A 21,251-nucleotide genomic window follows, 5' to 3' on the forward strand; every position below is an offset into this window, starting at 1 on the left:
CTCCTTGGAGGAATCGATCTACAGCGCCTTCACGGGCACGCACAGGTCGACAACGCAGCGGCCTTCGGGGTGTTGTTTGGGGTCGTTGTGGTAGAGCTCGTAGCACAAGCCGTCGCCGGGCTGGTAGCCGCTCTGCGGAAACCACCCGCCCATCAGGCCGGTCCAGGCGTCTTCGAACTCGGGGGGCAGCAGCTCGAAGCGCGCGACGGCGTACTTGCCCCCAGCGATCGTCATCTTGCCGATCTCACCGTCGACGACCGTCTCCGGCGGGACGGTGACGCAGACGCTAAGGCGCAGCTTGTCCTCCTCGGTGATGTTCGGATCGTCGTGATAGGTGGCGAGCATCTGGGTCTTCGGGAACTGCAGCAACCCGCGCGGCCCCGCCCACTGGCACAAGCGCGCAAAGAGCCCTTCGAACAGCTTTGCGTCGCCCTTGAACGGTCCCGTGTGGCGGATGTACGCGACGCACATCTCGGGCATTTCTTTCACTTCAACTTCCGCGGTGATTTCCTTGCTCATTGCAATCCTCCATGTCGGTTTGTGGCCGAAGCCGGTCGCAATGTACTCAACGTGGATTGTGAAGTCTTTCCGAGGCTTGCGAATCGATTGATCGATCTTGCTATTCGATTGGCCGATCTTGCGCCGACGCCATTCGGTGGCGCTCATTCCGGTGGTGGCGCGGAACGCGCGCGCAAACGGTGCCGAGCCGGAGAAGCCGCAATCGAAGGCGATCTGCGTGACCGAATCGCGGGGATTCGCGATCAACTTCTGCGCGGCACGTTCCACGCGCAGGCGCGCCACGAATGCATTCAACGTTTCGCCCGTCATACCGCGAAAGATGCGATGAAAATGGAACGGCGAGAAGTTCGCGACGCGGGCGAGTTTCTCCAGCGGCAACGGCTCGGCCAGGTGCGCTTCGATGTAATCCATCACGCGATGAATCCGTGCGCGATACTCCTCGCGCACCGCATCGGCGGGGGAGAGCGGTTCAGACATGCCGAAGACCTCGTGAAATCCCAAATCCCGGAAAGATACAGGCAGCTGTACCCGATCGCCCGGGAGAAGGCGACAGGAATTTCGAGTGGAAGCGGAGGATGGGCAGGCGAGGGAAGCGGTTTCGAGTACGAGTTCGAGTGCGAGTACGTGTACGAGTCAGGGCGAAGGTACTTCGTGCTCTTTATGACTTCGTGGTGATTCAATTCTTTGGCGCAGGGGCAGTTGAGAGCTTCCACCCGACGGCCGGCGGGGGAGTGCTCACACACTCCTCTCGAATCATCGCGAGGCTCTCCGACTCCTCTGCAACAAGCACGATTGCGTACGAGGTCGTGTAGACATGACTTGCGCGAACGGGCCCCTCGCCCGGAGGATCGACGGGGTACAGGATCATGCCTTCGAAGGCGCCATCCTTTGTTCCTGCATCGATCCTCACCGCGGTATCGCGATTCGTACATGTAGACGGGGTTTCCCGGGTAGAGACATCCCCGACATTGATGACCCTTGTTACAATCGGCGCATCCAGCAACCACGGAAGATACCTCGCCGGTAATGTGGGTTTCCCCGTTGCCGGCTTCTTCAATCCGCCTTCACGCAGCAGCGCATCGCCATTCTCTTTGGTGCGGGGCTCCAGTCCTGCATTCACCCAACTACAGAACGCCGGCATTTGCCGTTCCGGGATTGCGTACACGCGCTCGCCCCACGGGACCAGGATCAGTTCGGTTGGTAGATTGAGCTTGTTGGATTCCGCAATAGAATCGTCGCCCAGCAGATGCAGACGGCCATCGCTCTCGGTGACTCGTCCCCAGTTCTGTGCGTCCATGCCTGAGCAGGACCGTTGGCTGAAGACGAATCCGCTCTTCGGGGCGACCAGCAGAGTCCAATGCGCGCTAAGCGACACGCCCGCATCGTATTTGCCCGCCCACGGATGATCGGCAAGCCCTTCCAATTCGCGCGCGATTTCCTCTGCCTTTTGTTCGGCGGCCTCGCTCCAGGCCGGCCGGGGGGGAATGGTGGGCAAATCATCAACCGTGACAGACGACTTCCCGCCTCCAGAAGACACACATCCCGCAAGAACCAGCAGAGTAATCAAGACGCCAACCCCAGCGGGTATTCTCATCCTCACGATCCCTCTCCGTGCTCTTCGTGACTTCGTGGTGAATCCCCCTGTGCTTCTTCTGCGGCCGCGCGCATTCTCTTCCCACGTGGAGAGCGCGATGTGACGGAGGCCCCCAAAGTCGGCACGCGGTCAGATGCCCCCGTGGAGATCCATCCATTCGAGGTGTTTTCATCCACCGATGAAATCCAAAACGACCCGCCTGCACTTGGCTCCATCACCCACAATCTCATACCCTCGAAAACGCCGTCGCTTGATCCGGCATCGATCTTGAACCAAACGCCCGTGTCTTCGCCGTATTTCGTCTCCTTCGTCACCAGGTCCCCGACTTCCAGGATGGTGGCTTCCAGAGGTTCTTCCAGCAGCCACTTCCGATACTCTTCCGGGACTTGGGGCAGGCCGGGGGCGGGCTTTGCTTCATCGCCTTCGCGCAGGTAGCAGAACCCGTACATCGAGTTGCGCGGCTCCTCCCCCGAATTCACATAGTTGCAGAATCCCTTCATTTGTCCCGGAGGAGAAAGATAGAATCGTTCCCCCCAGCGAATGGGGATCATGTCCGCATAGATTTCGCTCGGATACCAGCTTATAACCGGGCATTCCAGAGAGAGGTAAAGTTGGTCGTCAAACTCTGCTACGGAGCCATGAAGTCGAAAGAACGGCGGGCAACATCCGTATGATTCATACAGAAATCCGTAATGCGGGGCGACGGCCACCCAACAATTTTCCTGCAGATATAGGCCGGCCCAATGATCGTCGGGCAGCTTCGCGGCCTCGGCTTCGATCTTGGCTCGAAGTTCTTCCATCTCCTGCTGCGGTTCATCCGGAATGAACGCGGACTTGCATTGGTTGTCTTCGGCAAGCGCCGAGACCCCCAGCGCGAGCGCCAGGGACAGAACAAGCGGGATCGCTTTCATCGTCTCACCTCGATGAGAAATTCTGGCCCTGATGAGAACTGGACTGTGGGGACGGAGGGTGGGTTTGTTTCCTCAGAGCTCCGCGTAACGCGTTGCGAAGTCTCGCGCTCTTTCGACCTGGTAGTTCCTCGCGATGAACTCCAGCACCGGTTCGATCGCGGCGCGCTTTTGTTCGGCGGACTGGTTGAAGCCACCGGTGCGCGGGCGTCGTCGGCGGAAGATGATCGGCGTCGTGCAGTCAGTCAGGTCGATGGCGTGCAGCAGCAGCAGCACGGGGCGTCGACGCGTCGCGAGGCGCTGCAGGGCCGCGATGGTGCGCTCTGGCCCGAGCGCGACGATCGCCGCGCCTGTCAGCGGCAGGCCGAACGGCGGCAGTGTCGTGACCGGAAACTCCATCAGGCGGGAATCGGCAAACGACGCAGCTTTCTTGCGCAGGCGATGCGGCTGCGGGAAGTAGGGCGCTCGCGGCGCACGCACGTAGGCCAGGCGGCCGAACTGGCGCTTGCCCGGTTGGATACGGCGCGCCAGCCACGCATCGGCCGCGCGCAGCACCGGCCCCAGCGCCGTCGGCAGAACCGAGGCATCGTACACGTAATCCAGTCGCCGCAGGACTCGCAGAACGCGCGCATCGACATCGTAGCCCGGTGAACGAAATCCGATTGGTGCGGGCAGTCCCGCGGCGCGGATGATACGGTCGGTGCGGGTGATCTGCTCCAGGATCGCGCCGACGGGCAGACGCGTCAGGCCGATGCGGTGCGTGTAGCTGTGGTTTGCGATCTCGTGACCGGCGCCGGCGATCTGGCGAGCCAGCGCGCGTTTCGCAGGCAATTGCAGATCGCGTCCGACGAGGAAGAAGCTGGCCGGCACGCCGTGGTCCGCGAACAGATCGAGGAGATTGGGAATCCCCTGCTGCCAGGCGGGATCGCGCTCAAAGGAATCGCCTTCCTTCTGTCCATAGCACCGCCGCACGGCCCACAGGCCATCGACGTCGACCTGGACGAATGCGGGAGGCTGGAAGGACTTGGAGGGCATAGCGCGCGTTTCCCTGAATGGAGCCAACAAGATACGTTCACTACTTGTCGCCCCGACCGCGAGTCAATTCGTGCCCGTTTCAAAAAACGTCCGGGCCCCTGCGGTGTGCAGGGGCCCGGTGAATTTCAGGCGGCGCAGGTACCACCTGACAGGAGTTGGAGGCTGATTAGTGTTCGAGCAAGTACCAGTCGTTCACGTTGGTGAACTGGGTCTGCTTCGAGACGCGAAGGTTATCCAGCACGATCGTGCCGCGGCCCCAGTCGATGTTCTGAATTGCGAAGTGGCCGTGGGCCTGGCCGTACTCGGAGAAGTCGGCCGCGTGCGTGCCGGACGCTTCGAGCGAGTCGTTGATGTAGACGTCGAAGGTCGACTCGCCGACCTGGATCTCGAAGCCGAAGGGTGTGCTGGGCAGGGTGATGACGCTGTTTGCCAGCTGCGGGCCGTTGTCGCCGTAGTTGTTCGGGCTCTTGGCAAAGACCTGCAGCGTGCCGGTCGTGTTGCCATCCTGGACCGCCAGATGTGCGACCACGTCTGCCTGGCCGCCATCGTAGCTATCCCAGACCCAGAGGGCGCTGTAGGCGCCGATTTCGACGCGCATCGGGCCGGTGATCGCGGAGATATCGTTGACGTCGGTGGAGATGTAGATGCTGCCGCCGTCAAAGGCCATCGCCTCGCGGGCGTCGACGCTGGTAGGTGCCCATGCGAAATTGCCGGGCGTCACCGCCAGCGCGCCGGAGCCCTGGGCAATCGTGCCCTGTCCAGGATCGGCACCGAGCGTTTCCCACTTCGTTTCGTCGATGCCGCCATCATAGGTGGCGTTCGCGAAATCATCTTCCACCGTGGTCGGACGATTGAGCGTGCCGGTGTCCACATCGCCGACGGAGACGGCGGAGATTTGGACGCTGCCATGGCCCCAGTCCTGCTGCCCGAAGTTCAGCATGAACGAGGGGGTTTCGCTCAGTTCGCTGATATTGATGTTCGTCGGGCCTTCCAGAACCAACTGGCCATCGAGAGCCAACTGGTACGTGAAGTCGTTGACGACCAGGTCGACATCCAGCGGATAGGAAAGGCCGAACAGCTCGATTACGGCGTTGGTCTTGCCAGTACCGGACGTGGTCTCGCCGGCATTCTTCTCCCAGACTTCGACCTTCAGCTTGTCGGGCACGTCCACATCATAGACGAAGAACACGCCGAACATTGCGCCCGCGTAGGAGTACATGTCGTGGGCGCCCGGGCCGACAGTCGTCGCCGTGTCGTCCAACTGGACCTTCAGGTTCACGTCGACATTATCACCCCATCCTGTAGTGCGATTAACGTCAACATTCCACTCATTAATCGTGAAGGAGATCGGCGTGCCGAGGTTGTCCGCACTGTTGGTGATGTCGATCTTGTTGTTGGCGAACAGGGTCGTCTGGTTCCAACCGGCGTAAGAAGTGGTCAGAGTCAGGACCTGGGTCGTGGAGTTCTGAACGGCGGCGCCGGCCACGGCGTCCGTGTTCACCTGCCAGACGGTGTTATCGAAGCTGCCGTCATAGGTCGGGTTGTCAAAATTGTCGGTGAGTTGTTGGGCGAACGCGCTGGACCCGACGAGCAGGACCATGGCCACGAACGCGCAGATACGGCTAACAGAACGCTGGTGCATGGGGAGGATCTCCTTGGGGAGGAAGTTGTGTGCAATGCGCCCGCGGTTTACGGTGGTGGTTGATGGGGCCTGCTGGGGGCGGTGCGGGGCGCTTGGCACGGCTAGTGTTCCTCAAATTCTAACTCGCGTAGAGTTATCGATAACAAATCCAAGCGGGGGCTCCCCGTCAACCCCTTTTTGGACCGGTCTGCAATTAAATCGGCAGATTCGGACCTGGTAGGGCGCGTGACCACCTGTCTGGTCCAATAACGCTCAATTGGTATCGTGAACGGTATGGCGGCGGTCGGAAAGGGTTGCGAACGGGAGTGCAACCCCCCGCAGTTGTCCCGTGCAGTGCCCCGTCGCCGCTGGCGCGCGTCCAATATGTTGGCGTTGACAGTTAAGCCGCGCGGGGGGCCCATCCATCATTCGGTGCAAGTTCACCAGAAGGGCGCGATACGGACGAGGGGAGCATTTCAAGCTCCAGGAGAGCCAAGATGGCGATCATGTTGTTCGTGCGTATCAAGTCGGAATTGGAGTCGGAAGAGCTCGTGCGGCGGGCGACCGAACGACGGCCGCAGTTTCTTGAAGTTCCAGGGCTTATCCAGAAAATCTACGGCCTCGATCCGAAGACCGGCGATGCATGCGGCGTGTACTTCTTCGAGGATCAGGCATCGCTCGATGCGTTCCGTGCGACGGAATTGGCGAAGAGCATCCCGATCGCCTACGAGGCAGTCGACGTGCGACCGGAAGCTTATGAAGTGCTCTTTCCCCTGCGTCCGGATCGTGGGCCGATCGCCGAGTAGGTTTGCGGCGGGCTACGCGTCGCTCCAGTCCAGTGGCTTCTTTGCGAAGAAGCATTCCAGGCCGTGGCGGAAGGTCTCTTCCTGCGAGTACGACGCGAAGAGTTCGACGACGTTCGCCATGTCGGCGAGAATGCCGGGAATCTCCGGCGCGTTAACGAGTTGCTTGGAACGCCGCATCGCGCCGTCACTGTTTGTGCGCACCATCTCGTCGGCATAGGCACGTGCATCGTCGATGACGTGGCGCGGATCATCGCCGGCGCCGAGATGATGCACCCAGCCGCGCGCGTAGGCTTCGGGGGCTTTGACGCGGCGTCCGCTCAGCATCAGTTCGCGGGCCGCGGACGCGTGCAGGCGCCGCATCGCAATTGTCGAAACGAGGCCGGGGACAAAGCCGATTTTCACTTCAGGAAAACCGAACAGCGCGCTCTCGTGCGCCCAGATGCAATCGGAGACGATGGTCAGCGCGGTGCCGCCGCCGAGCGCCGGTCCGTGAATCGCGGAAACGAGCGGTTGCGGCAGTTGCAGCATGTCGCCGAAGCACGCCGCAAGTTCCTTGGCCAGCAGTTTGACGCTCGCGAACGTGAAGTCGTCGTGTAGTTCGCGCAGATCGAGCCCGGCGCAGAATCCGGCACCTTCGCCGCTGAGGAGCACGACCTTCGCGGCGGGATCGTTGGCCGCGCGGCGGATCTCGTCGCGCAGATGACGGACCATGTCGAGCGTCAGTGCGTTGCGGCGCTCCGGGCGATTCAGGCGAATGTGAAAGACGCGGCCGTCGCGCTCGGCCAGCACTTCGTCGCTGCGACCGGGCGCACCGTTCTTGTCGACCTCGACGAACTGGAAGCACTCCGGTGGCAACTCCGGCCCCCAGTGCAGGCGAGCTTGCTCGTACATCTCGGCGGGCACGCGAACCGGCATGCGCAGCAAGGCGTGGGAGTACGTCTTTCCCTGCGCGTCGATCTGAAGCGAAACGGACCCGCCACCGCCGAGTGCGCCGTGCACGAGGAAGTTCAGTGCGTCGAGGTTCGGCATTTCGAAACGCTCGACCGGGCCGGTGGCCATCGAGCCAAGAAACGCTGCGACGCGTTCGGCGGTGAGCTCGCGCGCCAGGAAGTCGTACCACTCTGGGCGGCGGGCGATCACGCCAACGTTGACTGCGTCCCCTTTATCGCCGGAACGGCCGTGAGCAAGCATGTAGAGAGCAACGGTGACGCTCATCGGGCGGTCTCCTTTGCATCGTCAAGCGTGAGGATATCGAGCTTTGGTTCGGCTGCGGACTTATCGACCAGCCCGGGCCAGTACGCAAGCACGTCTGTTGGACGAGGGCGGCCCCCGGCGAAACCCGTTGCGCCAGGAGGGCCGGTCAGGACGAGCGGCACAATGTCCTGGCCGAAGCGCGCGAGTTGCTCTTTGTCGTGTCCGCGCACCGCGATACGCAGTTGCACTTCGTTGACTTGCGTTTCGTCCACGGCCGCGCGCGAAATTGCGCCATGGCATCCATCGTAGCCGACGGTTTCGGTGCTCACGGCATCGAATGAGATACCCAGCTTCTCTGCGCGCTTCAGGACGAGTTCGCCCGCGCGGCGCGCTTTGCCGACGGCGTCCGGCCACGAATAGACCATCGTCCCGGACAGCATATATCCGTCGGCGTAGGAACACGAGACCTTATAGGAATCGGTGGTGGGATTGCCCCTCACGCCGGTGATGCGCACTCGATTCGGCGCTTCCTGCTCGACGCGAATCGAAGAGAAGTCCACGACAACATCCGGCGTGATGTAATCCTTCGGGTCGCCGATTTCGTACAACAACTGTTCCTTCACGGTGCCGGTGGAAACTTCGCCGCCGAGGGAATCGTGCTTCGTGATCACGAGACCGTCGCGCCCGTCAAACTCCGCGATTGGGAAGCCGAGCTCAACCAGCTCCTCCGTCCCCAGTTTTCGACCAAGGAAGTTGCCGCCGCTCGACTGGGCGCCGCATTCCAGGATGTGTCCGGCGACGATCCCGAGCGCAAGAGCGTCCCAATCGTCCCACGCGACACCGTAGCGATGCACCAGCGGCGCCAGAGTCAGGCCGGTATCGGTGACGCGACCGGTCACGATGATCTGACAGCCTGCTTCGAGCGCCTGAACCATCGGACGCGCGCCGAAGTACACGTTGGCACTCAGGAGCGAGTCCTTGATCGCCGCCAGTTCCGGTGCGTGCGGATCAAGGCCCTTAAGTGGCAGATCGTCCAGGCGATCGAGAATGTCGTCGCCGTGCACGACACCGATCTTGATTTTGCTCTTCGAGTCGTGGGCCTTGATTCGTTCGAGCAGCGCCTGCGCACAACCAATCGGATTCGCGCCGCCGGCGTTGCTGATCACCGTGATGTTGTTCTCGATCAAATCCGGTAGCAGTTCGTCGATCACGCCGACAAAATCGCGCGCATAGCCCATCGCCGGATCCCGGCGGCGCTGCTTTTGCATGATGCTCATGGTGACTTCGGCCAGGTAATCGAAAACCAGGTAATCGATCTGGCCGGAACGAACTTGAAGCAACGGTGCTTTTGGCCAGTCGCCCCAGTAGCCTTGTGCGGATGCAACGCGGATCATGGTGTGTCCTTGTCCAAGAGCGGAGTGGCGAGTGATGAGTGACGAGTGGCGAGTAGGCCGCCGGAATCCCTGAGAGATTCACTAGCCACTCGTCACTAGCCACTAGCCACTGCTCTCCTAAATCATCGGCCGGAATCTTCCCCAGCAGTCTTGCAGTGCTTCGACCATTTGGCCGTTTGTTGCGTGTTCGGCGGCGTCGAGGAGTGTTTCAAAGACATTCACTTCGCTTTCGCCGCAAAGGGCTGTTTCGCGCAGGCGAGCGAGCGCTTCCTTGGCGCCGGCTTCGTGGCGGTGCTTGAAGTCGCGTACGCGTTCCGCCTGCATTTCGCGCTTCTCGCGTGGCGTGCGTGAGAGATTGACTTCCGGCCGAGCCGTCTTGTCGTCGCGATAGCAATTCACGCCCACGATGCGGCGCGTTCCTTCGCCGACCTGCTCGTGCATGCGGTAGAAGCTATCCTGAATGCGCGCGCGCGTGTAGCGTTGCTCGACCGCCGCCAGGACTCCGCCAAGATGATCGATCTCGTCCCAGATGTCGAGCACGGCGGCTTCAACGCGATCGGTCAGCACCTCCATGCCTGGGCTGTTGCTGAACACGCCCATCATATGGCGAAACAGGCCGGATTCCTCGAGCAGAATTGCCTGCGTGTCACTTGCGATCTGAGCGGCTTCGGCGGTCGGCGTTGTGATTGCTTCATCGTACGAGTTCGAATGTGCCGAGTTCGTGTGGTTGATCAAGCCCAGGAACAACTGCACCGCGGTGCGCGTGATGTTGTTCAGGTAGCGCTGTTCGATCAGGCTGCGGCCGCTCGTCTGCGTGTGGAACTTCAGCTTCGCCTTCGCCGGATCGACGCCGAAGTGATCGCGTAATGCAATCGACCACAAGCGCCGCGCAACGCGGCCCGTGACGGCCGATTCCAGGTCGTGATCGAACTGGAAGAAGAACGACAAGCGCGGGACCACGGCGTTCAGATCCATGCCGCGCCTCCGGAACTCGTGCGCGTAGAAGAGGCCATTCCCGACGGTGAACGCGAGTTGCTCGATCGGGTTCGCGCCGGCTTCGGCGATGTGATAGCCGCTGATCGAAATCGGATACCAGCGCGGCATCACGCGCGTTGTGTAGTCCACCATGTCGCCGAGCAGACGAAGACTGGGCTCCAGCGGGAACAGAGTCTCGTTCTGCGCCTGGATTTCCTTCAGGATGTCTGCCTGGACGGTACCCCGCAGTGCGGCCGCCGTTTCGCGCCGCATGCGCAGGTACTCCTCGCGATCCGGCTCGCGACCATTCTCTGCACGGAACTTTTCGGCCTGCTGGTGCGTGGCGGCGACGATGAACTGCGCCATCAACATTGGTCCCGGACCGTTGATCGTCATGGAGACACTGACGTTGCGCGCTGTCAGATCGAAGCCTGCAAACAGGCGCTGCATATCGTCGATCGTCGAGACGGCCACGCCGCCTTCGCCGACTTTGCCGAGCAGGCCTTCTCCATCCGAATCCATCCCGTACAGAGTCGGCCCATCGAAGGCGGTGGAGAGGCGAATCGTGCGCTGGTTCTGCGCGAGGAAGTGAAAGCGCTCGTTCGTATCTTCCGCCAGGCCGAGGCCGGCAAACATTCGCGTGGGCTCCTCGTGCTCTTCGCCTTCCTTGATCAGGTACATCCGCGGATAGGCGGAGTGCGTGTATGGAAACTCGCCGGGCAGGCCTTCCCTCAAAAGATAGCGAGTCACCGCGCCGGGTTCGTCGTAATTCGGAAGCGCGACTTCCGGGACGTTGAGGCCGTTCAGCGTGTGCGTTTCTGGAATTGCGCCGAGCGCTTTGCGCCAGCGCTCCATCGCCGCAGCACCGGCGGATTCGTCCGTGCGAGCGCGTTGGACTTCGCCAGGAACGCGATCATGGTAAGCGCGCACCGCGGCGGCGCTGGCGGCGAGAACGCCTGCAGATTGAGCCGGCATTGTGGCGGTCATGAGGTGACTCCGATCTTCCTTCGTTCGGTTGTTTCCGGGCCGGAGTGTTGTTGTGCCCCATCAGGGCACGGTTTCCTTTTCAGCCCGATCCCCAGCCCGATGGGCTGGGCTAAGGAATGGTGCGCCTTCAGCGCATTCCCATTTCGACGTCTCACCGTCTCCCTTTATGGCATTCGGGCCGCCATTCAGACAAGGCCCAACGGGTCGGCAAGTCCTTAGCCCAGGCCGCAGGCCTGGGAAAGCCCGGCGCCAATCAGGGCGGCCTGAAGGGCCGCGATAGAAACGTCGTCACCTCCCGATTCGTTCCTCCAGCAATTCGTGCAACTTGTCCACGCCTTCGTCGCGATGCCGGACGGCCGTGACGCCGAGGAGCTCGAACGGGCGACCTTCCGCGCGCAGGCGGGCGCGAATTGTCTTCAGTGCAGCGGCGGATGCCGGTTGATCGCACTTGTTCAGCACAACAATGTCCGCCTGCTCCAGCATGACGGTTTTTTCCAACTGCAGCGCCGAGCCGAATTCGCTCGTCATCACGTACACGTTCAGATCAACGAGGCCATCGAACGGATTGTCCGCCTGGCCGATGCCGGCGCTTTCCAGAACGATCACATCGAACGGCGCCGCAGACAGGACCTTCACCGCGCGGCCGAGAGCGCCGCTCACGCCGCCGGGATTATTGCGTGTGGCGAGGCTGCGGATGTAGACGCCGCCTTTGTCCGCGGCCAGCATGCGAATGCGATCGCCAAGGAGCGCTCCGCCGCCATTTCGTGACGTTGTTGGATCGCAGCAGACAACGGCGACGCGGTGTTTGCCGGCGGCGCTGAAACGCAGCAGCAACTCGTCGATCAAGGTGCTTTTGCCCGCGCCTCCGTTTCCAGAAACGCCGATCACGAAGGGGCGTTTCGTCGCCCCTTCGAAATCCTGTGCAGTGTCTTCGACGATGGAGAGTGCACGGGCGATGGCGTTGGGTTTTCCGGCCGCCAGATCATCTACCAAGGCATCAAGCTGTCGATCGTCGGCGCGATTGGCGGCGCAGATGGCGCGGACCTGCTTTGCGATATCCCACAACGCCATGCCGGGCGCGAAGACTTCGGCGATGCCCATTTCTTTGAGTTGTTCCGTGTCGCGGCCGGTGATGGTTCCGCCGCCCCCGGCAACTACCGGGATCGACACACCGGCCGCGCGCAGATCGTTCAAAACGTCTTCCAGAAACTCCATGTGCCCGCCGTTGTAAGAGCTGATACCGATCGCGTCGACATCCTCCTCGATCGCGGCGCGAACGATTTGTGCGGGGCTCTTATTAAAGCCAAGATAGATGACTTCGAGTCCTTCGTGCCGCAGCGCACGACTGACGCCGACGATCGCGGCGTCGTGGCCATCGCAAAGCGCGACGGCGGTTAGTACGCGGAACGGGGCACTGGGAGTTTCAGGCATGGCGGGCTACTCCATCAATCGGCGGTGTTCGATTTTTAGGCAACGATCCATGACGACCTTCATTCCGGCCGCCTGTGCGATTTCGGCGGCTTCATCGTTCGCGATCGTCAACTGCAACCAGAAGACCTTGGCGCCGACGTCGGCGGCTTCTTTGGCGACTTCCGGTGTGTGTTCGCTACGGCGATAGACATTCACCATATCGATCGGCCCGGGTACTTCGGCCAGTGTCTTGTAGACCTCCTGGCCGAGCCACTCTCCGCCGCGAGGGTGCACCGGTAATATCTCGTAGCCGGCATCTTTCATTTCTTCCGAAACCTGATAGCTTGCGCGGTGTGGCTTCGGCGACAGACCAACCACGGCGATGCGCTTCGTGGTCTTCAGTATCTCGCGGACTTCTTCATCGGTTGGTTCGGTGTATGGCATGATCTCCTCCTGGATCGTTTGGACGGAATTTCGAGGAATTCCGTCGACCGCTCTCACCTAACCTGTCCGGCGAAGCTTGTCAAAGCGAAGGCGGATCGTCATTCCTCCGGCGCTGGCGCAAGCTCCGGCCACTCGCCTTCCAATTCGATAAGTGCGGCAGCCAGTGCGCGCTCGTGCTCGACGCGATTGATGGAGAGTACAAACAGCCGGCCGGCCGAGGCGATTTGCTCGGCAGCGGCTTCGGGCTCCATCACGGCGGCGAAGAGCGATTCGCTCTGGTTGCGCGTTTCGCGACCGGCATTGGCGACGGCCAGCATCGCGGCGTGGTGGGCGAAGTCCTTCCAGCGCTGGTCGACGTCGTCGCGGGCGGCCATCTTCGCCGAGCGCATCGCGGCGCTGTCGGCCACGTATATCTGAATCGCCATCTCGGCCAGCGCCGCCAGCAGTTCCTGCTCGTCGCGCAGCTTCTTCGGGTCGCCGAGCTTCGCCAGCACGGCTTCGACGGCGCGGGCGAAGACCTGGCGCAGTTCCTCGACGACGGCCGCCAGGCGATCGCCGCTCTCGACCTTACGGGCGCGGATCTGGTCGACGACCGATTCCTTTACGCTTCGCCGCATGATGCTGTTCACGACCACCATGCGGTTGATCTCGTTGGTTCCCTCATACAGGCGGGACACGCGAACATCGCGATAGTTCCGCGCCACGGGGTACTCCTCGCAGAAGCCGTAGCCGCCGAGCATCTGGACGGCGTGATCGGCGACTCGGGTGGCGCCTTCGGTCAGGAAGATCTTCGCGATGGCGCACTCGACGTTGAATTCTTCGCTGGCGTGGCGCTTGGCGGCTTGCTTGCCCTCGGCCGGCGCCAGGATCTCGACCGTGTCTTCGATCAGGCGCGACGTGCGGTAGGCGATCGCCTCTCCGGCGAAGATCAGCGCGGCGCAGTCGGCGATCTTCTGGCGGATCATCCCGAAGCTGACCAGCGGTTGGCCGAACTGCTTTCGTTCCATGCCGTAGCGGATTGCCTCGCGGAGGGCCCGCTTGTTCGCGCCGAGCATCGTAGCGCCCAGCTTCAGCCGGCCCAGATTCAGCATATTGAGAGCGATCTTGTGCCCGCGGCCGATGTCGCCCAGGCGGGCGCTGTCGGGGACTCGGACGTTTTCGAGCTTCAGTCCGCACGTTGAGGAGCCCTTGATGCCCATCTTGTCTTCTTCATCAAGGACGCTGAAGCCCTCCGCTTCGCGTGGAACCAGGAAGGCCGTCAGCTTGTTGCCGTCGACCTGGGCAAAGACCGTGTAGAGACCGGCCCAGGCGGCGTTGGTGATGAACTGCTTCGTGCCGTTCAGGATCCAATGGTCCCCATCGCGGACGGCGGTCGTCTTAGCGGACAGGGCGTCGGAGCCGCTTGAAGGCTCGGTCAGCGCGTAGGCGCCGATGACCGAGGCGTCGGCCAGCCCGGGCAGGTGCGCGGCGCGCTGCTCCTCCGTGCCGTACGTCATCGTGGGCTGCATGCCGATGCCCTGCTGGACCATGGCGGCGACCCCAAAGGACCCGGCACGGCCGAGTTCCTCGATCATGGCGATGGCCGAGAAGATCCCAAGCCCCAGTCCGCCGAATTCCTCCTCGACTTCGGCCATGAAGAGGCCGATTTCGCCAAACTGGCGAAGGAGGTCCGGCGCGTGTGCGTCACGATCCTCGTCCAGCTCGTGCAGGCGAGGGACGACTTCGCCTTCCAGAAAGGCACGGACGGCTTCCTGGAGTTCCCTCTGTTCACTGGACTTATCTTCGGGAAATCCCGCGTCCTGGGGGGAGATGACGTGGGTCAGGAAGCTGATGCCGGGCTGTTGTGTCTTCTTATCCATCACGGACATGGCGACCATACTCCTGGGGTGGGGTCACGGTAGTGTCATAAGCGAATAAGAGGAAGACGCAAGACCCGGTCCCATCGTGGATCGGTCCAAAACCGGGATTCTGGGCACATTTTCGAGCCGAGAGGTGCCGAAATCGTGGCGGAAATGCCGGTGGGGGAGCGCGGCCGAATCGCCACCCACGATAAGGTCGAGAGGCCCGGCTCTTTTTCCCTTGGTCCCCGGGTGTCATAGGTGCCAAAGTGCCCGCCCCCAGCACTTTTTCGTTGCGATTCCGGGACGAAGAGGGCTTGGGAAGAGAATTGCCCCGCGGCTTGGTTAGCCGCAGGGAGACTTTTGCCCCCGGAGAGGAACGCTTAGTGAAGTCCCGTTCGGCAGCGCTCAGAACTTACATTCTCCGGCGCATCATGCTTATGGTTCCGACCTTTATCGGAATCACTCTTTTTACCTTCGTGCTTTGTCAGTTTGTGCCCGGTGGCCCCATCGACCAGATGCGGATGCGCATGGCCGGTGCCACCGAACAGGGCGAAGTCGGCGGCGGTGGCCAGCACGGCAACCAGTCTGGCGGAGTGATGTCCCTGCCTCCGGAGCAGTTGAAGATTCTGGAGAAATACTACGGCTTCGACAAACCGATTCCGATGCGGTACCTGACCTGGCTGTGGAACATCGTCAAACTCGACCTCGGCACGTCTTACCGCTATACCCAACCGGTCATCAAGATCATCGGCGATCGGCTGCCAGTCTCGATCTATTACGGTTTCATTACAACGGTCTTTGTCTACCTGATCTGTATACCACTCGGCATTGTGAAGGCGATCAAACACCGCACGGTGGTCGATAACACGACCTCGCTGCTGATCTTCGCCGGCTATGCTGTTCCAGGGTATGCCCTTGGGGCCGTGCTGATTGTGCTGTTTGCGGTTAAGAAGGAGTGGTTCCCGCTCGGTGGATTCCACAGCGAGGGGTTCGCCGATTTCAGCATGGGTAAGAAGATTATCGACACCATTCATCACTCCATCCTGCCGCTGATCTGTTACCTGATTGGCTCGTTCGCCGTGATGACGATGTTGATGAAGAATTCGCTGATGGAGAACATGGGTGCCGACTACGTGAAGACCGCGTTGGCAAAGGGACTGACTTGGCCGCGCGCCGTGTTCGGACATGCCGTGCGCAACTCGTTGATTCCGCTGGCGACCAGTTTCGGCAACAATATCAGTATCATCCTGGTCGGGTCCGTTCTGATCGAGACGGTCTTCAATATCCCCGGCATCGGCAAGTTGCTCATCACTGCCATCGAGGCGCGCGACTACCCGATCGTTCTCGGCATGACCGTGATCAGTTCGATCCTGATGCTGCTGGGCAACCTGCTGTCCGATATCTGTGTGGCATTCGTTGATCCCCGGGTGAGGTTTGAATAAGGGATGAGGAAGCTCTTTCGACTGAACCCGATCACGCAGCGCCGTATCCAGCGTTTCCGGCGCATCAAGCGTGGATATTACTCGCTGATTATTCTCCTGATCGCCGTTTTCATCTCGCTGTTCTCGGAGATGATCGCCAATAGCCGAGCCATCGTTATTTCCCACGAAGGGAAGATCGCCTTCCCCGGCATGATGCACGTGTTGCAGAATGGGAAGATCCTCCCCATGTATCAGTTCGGCCAGACCGACGAATGGGGATTCGACGATCAGGGCGAAACGGACTACCGCCGCCTTCAACAGCAATGGAAGGAGGAGGGCTCCGACAGTTGGATGATCATGCCGCCGGTCCCCTGGAATCCCTACGAGTCGGATTTCGGTTACGATGCCCCTCCGCCAAACGCTCCGGATTCCAAGCACTTGCTCGGCACGGATTCTCAGGGCCGCGATGTGTTCGCGCGCCTGCTGTACGGATTCCGCGTGTCGATCTTCTTTGCGCTGGCGCTGGTTGCATGCGGCCAGTTCGTCGGCACAGTGATCGGGTGTCTCCAGGGATATATTGGACATTGGTTTGATATTTTTTCGCAGCGCATCATCGAAATCTGGTCGACCATCCCGTTCCTGTACGTCGTGATCATCATGGCGGCGATCTTCCGGCCGTCGTTCTGGTCGCTTATCCTGATCATGGGCATTTTCCAGTGGATCACGATCACGTTCTACATGCGTACAGAAATGTACCGTGAGAAGACCAAAGAATATTGCCTGGCTGCTAAGTCTTATGGTGCCAGCCATGCGCGCATTATCTTCAAGCACCTGCTGCCGAACTGCCTGACGCCGCTCGTGACGTTCACGCCGTTTGCCATCGTGGGCGCGATCGGCGCGTTGACAGGCCTTGATTATCTCGGCTACGGCCTGCCGCCTCCGACGGCCAGTTGGGGTGAAATGATCCAGCAGGCCCTTCGTCCAGAGAATCGCGATGCGATCTGGCTGACGCTTTCGCCGTTCTTTGCTATCGCATTCACGCTCATTCTGGTCACTTTAATCGGCGAAGCTGTTCGAGAAGCCTTCGACCCCAAACAATACGCGAAGTACAAATAACTCGCGAGGAGAGGTTTTATGCTCAAAATCCGCCATTTGTTGACATTCGCGACGCTGCTCGCCCTGTTCGTGGTTCCAGCGTACGCGCAGGACGAAGAGGCTGCTTCGACCGATGAGACGTCGGCCGAGGAAGCCCAGCCCGCCCAGGAAACCTTCCCGCTCAGCCCTGAAATGGCCCCCGAGGACATCGACTGGCAAACGAACTACGACGATCCGCCGATCGGCGATCCGGCTGCTCTCAAGGGCGGCACGTTCTTCACCTACATGGACGACTATCCGCTGACGTTCCGTCTGATGGGGCCGAACTCCAACGACTCGTTTGCCGGTTGGAACCGCTCCTTCACGATGGACTTTGCGCTCGTTGCCCGTCACCCCGAGACGGACAACTACATTCCCTGGCTGGCCACCCATTGGGCCGTCATGGATGACAACCGCACAGTGTACTACAAGCTGGATTCCGACGCGAAGTGGAGCGATGGCGTCCCGGTGACGGCGAAGGATGTGGTCTTCGCCTGGGAGATGTTCAAGAGCCCGTACATCGTCGACCCCTTCTACAATCAGTACGCGAACGACTACTATGAGGAAGTGAAGGCGATCGATGATCATGTCGTGAAGATCGTCGGCCGGCGTCCGAGTTGGCGCCCCCTGGCGGACTACAATCTGTTCGCCATGCCCGCCCACTTCTACACACTCGACGACAATTACGTGAACGATTACAACAACAAGTACCCGATCGTCGTCGGTCCCTACCATATCACGGCCGCGGAGTCGGGCAAGAAGGTCGTCTTCAGCCGCATCAAGGATTGGTGGGGCAAGGACAAGCACTACTGGAAAGGTATGTGGAACGCGGATGAGATCGTCATCAAGGTCATCCCGGTGGAGCGTGCGCTGGATTACTTCCAGAAGGGCGAGCTATCCTTCTACACGGTGACGACGGCTGCGATCTGGGCCGAGAAGCTGGAGAAGGACAACTTCCCGCCATTCGGCGACGGCTGGGTTCACAAGAAGCGTGAGTTCGTCGAGGTTCCCTCGGGCATCTACGGCCTGAACATGAACCTCTCCGTCCCCATCTTCCAGAATAAGCACTTCCGCAAAGCGCTGCAGTATCTCTTCAACTTCGACGAGTTGAATCAGAAGTTGATGTACAACGCCTACTACCGTCAGGTTTCTGCGTTCGAGGGCACGGAGTACGAGAACAAGGACCTGAAGCCTTACGGCTTCGATCCCAAGAAGGCCCGCGAGGAACTGATCAAGGCCGGATATGTAAAGCGCGGCCAGGACGGTATCTTCATCAACAAGGACACGGGACAACGCGCCAGCTTCGAGCTGATTTACGGCTCGAAGTCGATGGAACGCCACATGACGGTCATCAAGGAAGGTTACAAGAAGTTCGGCATCGAAGTGAACCTCAAGGTTCTTTCGCCCGCGACGGCCTTCGAGTACGGCCTGGAGCGCAAGTTCGAGATGATCATGACGGGCCGCACCGCCGGCTTCTATCCGAGCCCGTACCAGTACTTCAGCAGCGAATTCGTCAAGACGACCAACAACAACAACATCTGGGGCTTCGGCAGCCCGGAGACGGATAAGCTGATCGATGTCTACCGCTTCGACATGGACAAGCAGAAGCGCATGGACGCGATGCACAAGCTCGATGAGATTATCCAGGACGAGGCGTTCTACATTCCCTTCTGGGATGCGCCGTATATCCGTTTCATGTACTGGGATAACCTGTGCTTCCCGGAAGGCTACTTCCCGCGCCGCACGGAGCAGTACACCGACTGGGCAGTCTACTGGATCGACCCGGACAAAGAAGCTCGCCTGAAGGAAGCGATGCAGGCGGGAACGAAGCTTCCGTTCGACAGCGTCATCGACGTGGATCCTTACGGATTGCAGGCGCAGTATTCCACGAAGGAATAACGAGGAACCGAATTGGCACTGCTTGAGATCAATGACCTGCAGGTCGCATTCACGACCGAAGCGGGAACGCTGAAGGCCGTCGACGGGGTGACGTTGTCGGTGGATTCGCGCCGCACCTTGGGTGTCGTGGGCGAGTCCGGCTGTGGCAAGAGCGTGACAGCCATGTCGATCCTTCGGCTGATTCCGAATCCGCCGGGAGAAATCGTCGGCGGTCAGATCCTGTGGAAGGGCGACGACATCCTGTCGCTCGAGCAGAGCCAGATGCCGTCCATTCGCGGCAAAGAGATCTCGATGATCTTCCAGGATCCGATGGCTTCTCTGAACCCGGTCTACACGGTGGAGAAGCAGCTCGGCGAAGTGCTGAAGCTGCGTTTCGGCCTGAAGAAAAAAGAAGCTCGCGAGCGCTCGATCAAGATGCTCGAAACGGTTGGCCTGTCCGAACCTGAGAAGCGCGTGACGCAATACCCGCACGAACTCAGCGGCGGTATGAAGCAGCGCATCATGATCGCGATGGCATTGCTTTGCGAACCGGATCTGTTGATCGCCGACGAACCGACGACGGCGCTCGACGTGACGATCCAGGCGCAGATTCTTCACCTGATGAAGGAACTGCAGAAGGAATTCGGCACGGCCATTATCCTGATTACGCACGACATGGCGGTCGTGGCGGAAACCTGCGACGACGTTGTCGTGATGTATGCTGGCCGGGTTGTGGAGTCTGCTCCGGTCGCGGAGTTGTTCGAGGCCAATCGCCATCCCTACACACGCGGTCTGCTGGAGAGCATCCCCGGCACCGGCCACACACGCGATGGCGGACTGCCGACGATCGAAGGCACGGTACCATCATTACTTCGGCCGCCGAAGGGTTGCCGCTTCGCGGAACGTTGCACCCGCTGCAAGGCGTTGCCCGAAGCCGATCAGAAGCGCTGCGTCGAGGAAGACCCGCGGTTGCGCGAGCTTTCCGGGAATCACAGCGTGGCGTGTCACTTCCCGCTTGAAGTCAATGAGCCCGCGGAGGTGGCACAGTGAGCGCGACGGCCCAGAAGAATGGTTCCGATCCGATCCTGAAGGTTCGCGGACTGCAGAAGTTCTACCCGATTCGCGGTGGTGTTTTCGCCACGAAGCAGGCCGAAGTGCGTGCCGTCAATGGCGTCGACTTCGACTTGAAGGAGGGCGAGACGCTCGGCCTTGTCGGGGAGAGCGGCTGCGGAAAGTCGACCCTCGGGCGAACCGTGATGCGGCTGGAAGAACCAACCGGCGGGCACGTGCATTTCGAAGGCCGCGACCTGGCCACTGCCAATCATCGCGAGTTGTTCGAACTGCGCGGCGACCTGCAGATGATCTTCCAGGATCCCTACTCCTCGCTGAACCCGCGCATGACCGTTGGCGAGATCGTGCGCGAGCCGTTACTTGTACACCGCATCGGAAAGAAGGCGGAGCAGATCGCACGCGTCGAGCAGTTGCTTGCGCGCGTCGGTCTCGGCGGCGAGCAGATCAATCGCTATCCCCATGAGTTCTCCGGCGGCCAGCGCCAGCGCGTCGGCATTGCGCGAGCGCTCGCGTTGAACCCCCGCGTGATCATCGCCGACGAGCCCGTCTCGGCTCTCGACGTTTCCGTGCAGGCCCAGGTGATCAACCTGATGGTTGAGTTGCAGAAGGACCTGGGGCTGACCTACGTCTTCATTTCTCACGACCTGTCCGTCGTGGAATACATCAGCGACACGATCGCGATTATGTACCTTGGACGTATTGTCGAGAAGGCGCCGCGCGACATCATCTTCCAGAATCCGCGGCATCCATACACGCGTGCTCTTATCGAGGCCATTCCGAAGCCCGACCCGCGCCGGAAGCGCGAGTTTGTCCCGATCGGCGGCGAAGCTCCCAGTCCCGTCAACCCGCCGCGCGGATGTCCATTCCACCCGCGCTGCCCGTTCATGATCGAGGAATGCAAGGCGGCTCTCCCGCCGCTGGAGAAGGTCCCCGAGAGCGACGCCGAACATCTCGCGGCGTGCATTCGGAAACACGAAATCTGATAACAAATACCGGCCCCAAACGGGGCCGGTTTTCAT

General features: G+C 60.8%; 17 protein-coding genes. 6 read left to right on the forward strand and 11 right to left on the reverse strand.

Annotation, left to right across the window (positions count from 1 at the left end):
- Positions 1-18: 18 nt before the first annotated feature.
- From KQI84_17755 to KQI84_17775, 5 genes are all read right to left on the reverse strand, one after another.
- Entirely contained in the window at positions 19-996 is a 978-nt protein-coding gene (locus KQI84_17755; protein MCB2156725.1) for an AraC family transcriptional regulator, read from the reverse strand.
- 199 nt (positions 997-1,195) lie between these two features.
- Complete coding sequence (locus tag KQI84_17760) at positions 1,196-2,113, reverse strand: hypothetical protein (protein MCB2156726.1); 918 nt, start codon at positions 2,111-2,113, stop codon at positions 1,196-1,198.
- Between the two features lie 2 nt (positions 2,114-2,115).
- Complete coding sequence (locus tag KQI84_17765) at positions 2,116-3,024, reverse strand: hypothetical protein (GenBank protein ID MCB2156727.1); 909 nt, start codon at positions 3,022-3,024, stop codon at positions 2,116-2,118.
- 72 nt (positions 3,025-3,096) lie between these two features.
- Positions 3,097-4,056, reverse strand: coding sequence for a polysaccharide deacetylase family protein (locus KQI84_17770; protein MCB2156728.1), 960 nt, complete (start codon positions 4,054-4,056; stop codon positions 3,097-3,099).
- Between the two features lie 166 nt (positions 4,057-4,222).
- A complete protein-coding gene (locus tag KQI84_17775; GenBank protein ID MCB2156729.1) occupies positions 4,223-5,698 on the reverse strand; it encodes a hypothetical protein in 1,476 nt (491 codons plus the stop codon).
- Positions 5,699-6,174: 476 nt separating this feature from the next.
- On the opposite strand from KQI84_17775, the gene KQI84_17780 reads away from it, so the two are divergent.
- Complete coding sequence (locus KQI84_17780) at positions 6,175-6,483, forward strand: YdhR family protein (GenBank protein MCB2156730.1); 309 nt, start codon at positions 6,175-6,177, stop codon at positions 6,481-6,483.
- Positions 6,484-6,495: 12 nt separating this feature from the next.
- Here KQI84_17780 and KQI84_17785 read toward each other — a convergent pair whose 3' ends face one another.
- From KQI84_17785 to KQI84_17810, 6 genes are all read right to left on the reverse strand, one after another.
- Positions 6,496-7,698, reverse strand: a complete 1,203-nt coding sequence (locus KQI84_17785; protein ID MCB2156731.1) for an enoyl-CoA hydratase/isomerase family protein — start codon at positions 7,696-7,698, stop codon at positions 6,496-6,498.
- A complete protein-coding gene (locus KQI84_17790) occupies positions 7,695-9,071 on the reverse strand; it encodes a DUF1446 domain-containing protein (GenBank protein MCB2156732.1) in 1,377 nt (458 codons plus the stop codon). The genes KQI84_17785 and KQI84_17790 overlap by 4 nt, the downstream gene beginning before the upstream one ends.
- A gap of 117 nt (positions 9,072-9,188) precedes the next feature.
- On the reverse strand, positions 9,189-11,033 hold the full coding sequence (locus tag KQI84_17795) for a hypothetical protein (protein ID MCB2156733.1): 1,845 nt from the start codon (positions 11,031-11,033) through the stop codon (positions 9,189-9,191).
- 288 nt (positions 11,034-11,321) lie between these two features.
- Positions 11,322-12,464 carry a cobalamin-dependent protein gene (locus KQI84_17800; GenBank protein ID MCB2156734.1) on the reverse strand — a complete coding sequence of 381 codons (1,143 nt, stop codon included), beginning with the start codon at positions 12,462-12,464 and terminating at the stop codon, positions 11,322-11,324.
- Positions 12,465-12,470: 6 nt separating this feature from the next.
- Positions 12,471-12,887, reverse strand: a complete 417-nt coding sequence (locus KQI84_17805) for a CoA-binding protein (GenBank protein MCB2156735.1) — start codon at positions 12,885-12,887, stop codon at positions 12,471-12,473.
- Between the two features lie 98 nt (positions 12,888-12,985).
- Positions 12,986-14,755: an acyl-CoA dehydrogenase family protein gene (locus KQI84_17810; protein MCB2156736.1), complete on the reverse strand. Its 1,770-nt coding sequence runs from the start codon at positions 14,753-14,755 to the stop codon at positions 12,986-12,988.
- A 404-nt stretch (positions 14,756-15,159) separates the two neighbouring features.
- Here KQI84_17810 and KQI84_17815 point away from each other — a divergent pair, with 404 nt between their 5' ends.
- Genes KQI84_17815 through KQI84_17835 form a run of 5 tightly spaced genes read left to right on the forward strand, consistent with a single transcriptional unit; the run spans position 15,160 to position 21,215 of the window.
- A complete protein-coding gene (locus KQI84_17815) occupies positions 15,160-16,170 on the forward strand; it encodes an ABC transporter permease (GenBank protein MCB2156737.1) in 1,011 nt (336 codons plus the stop codon).
- A gap of 3 nt (positions 16,171-16,173) precedes the next feature.
- Positions 16,174-17,265, forward strand: a complete 1,092-nt coding sequence (locus KQI84_17820) for an ABC transporter permease subunit (GenBank protein MCB2156738.1) — start codon at positions 16,174-16,176, stop codon at positions 17,263-17,265.
- An 18-nt stretch (positions 17,266-17,283) separates the two neighbouring features.
- On the forward strand, positions 17,284-19,182 hold the full coding sequence (locus KQI84_17825) for an extracellular solute-binding protein (protein MCB2156739.1): 1,899 nt from the start codon (positions 17,284-17,286) through the stop codon (positions 19,180-19,182).
- A 12-nt stretch (positions 19,183-19,194) separates the two neighbouring features.
- On the forward strand, positions 19,195-20,211 hold the full coding sequence (locus KQI84_17830; protein MCB2156740.1) for an ABC transporter ATP-binding protein: 1,017 nt from the start codon (positions 19,195-19,197) through the stop codon (positions 20,209-20,211).
- Entirely contained in the window at positions 20,208-21,215 is a 1,008-nt protein-coding gene (locus KQI84_17835; protein MCB2156741.1) for a dipeptide ABC transporter ATP-binding protein, read from the forward strand. The genes KQI84_17830 and KQI84_17835 overlap by 4 nt, the downstream gene beginning before the upstream one ends.
- The last annotated feature ends 36 nt before the right edge of the window (positions 21,216-21,251 follow it).

The organism is bacterium (assembly GCA_020444065.1).
Taxonomy (GTDB): Bacteria; Sumerlaeota; Sumerlaeia; order SLMS01; family JAHLLQ01; genus JAHLLQ01.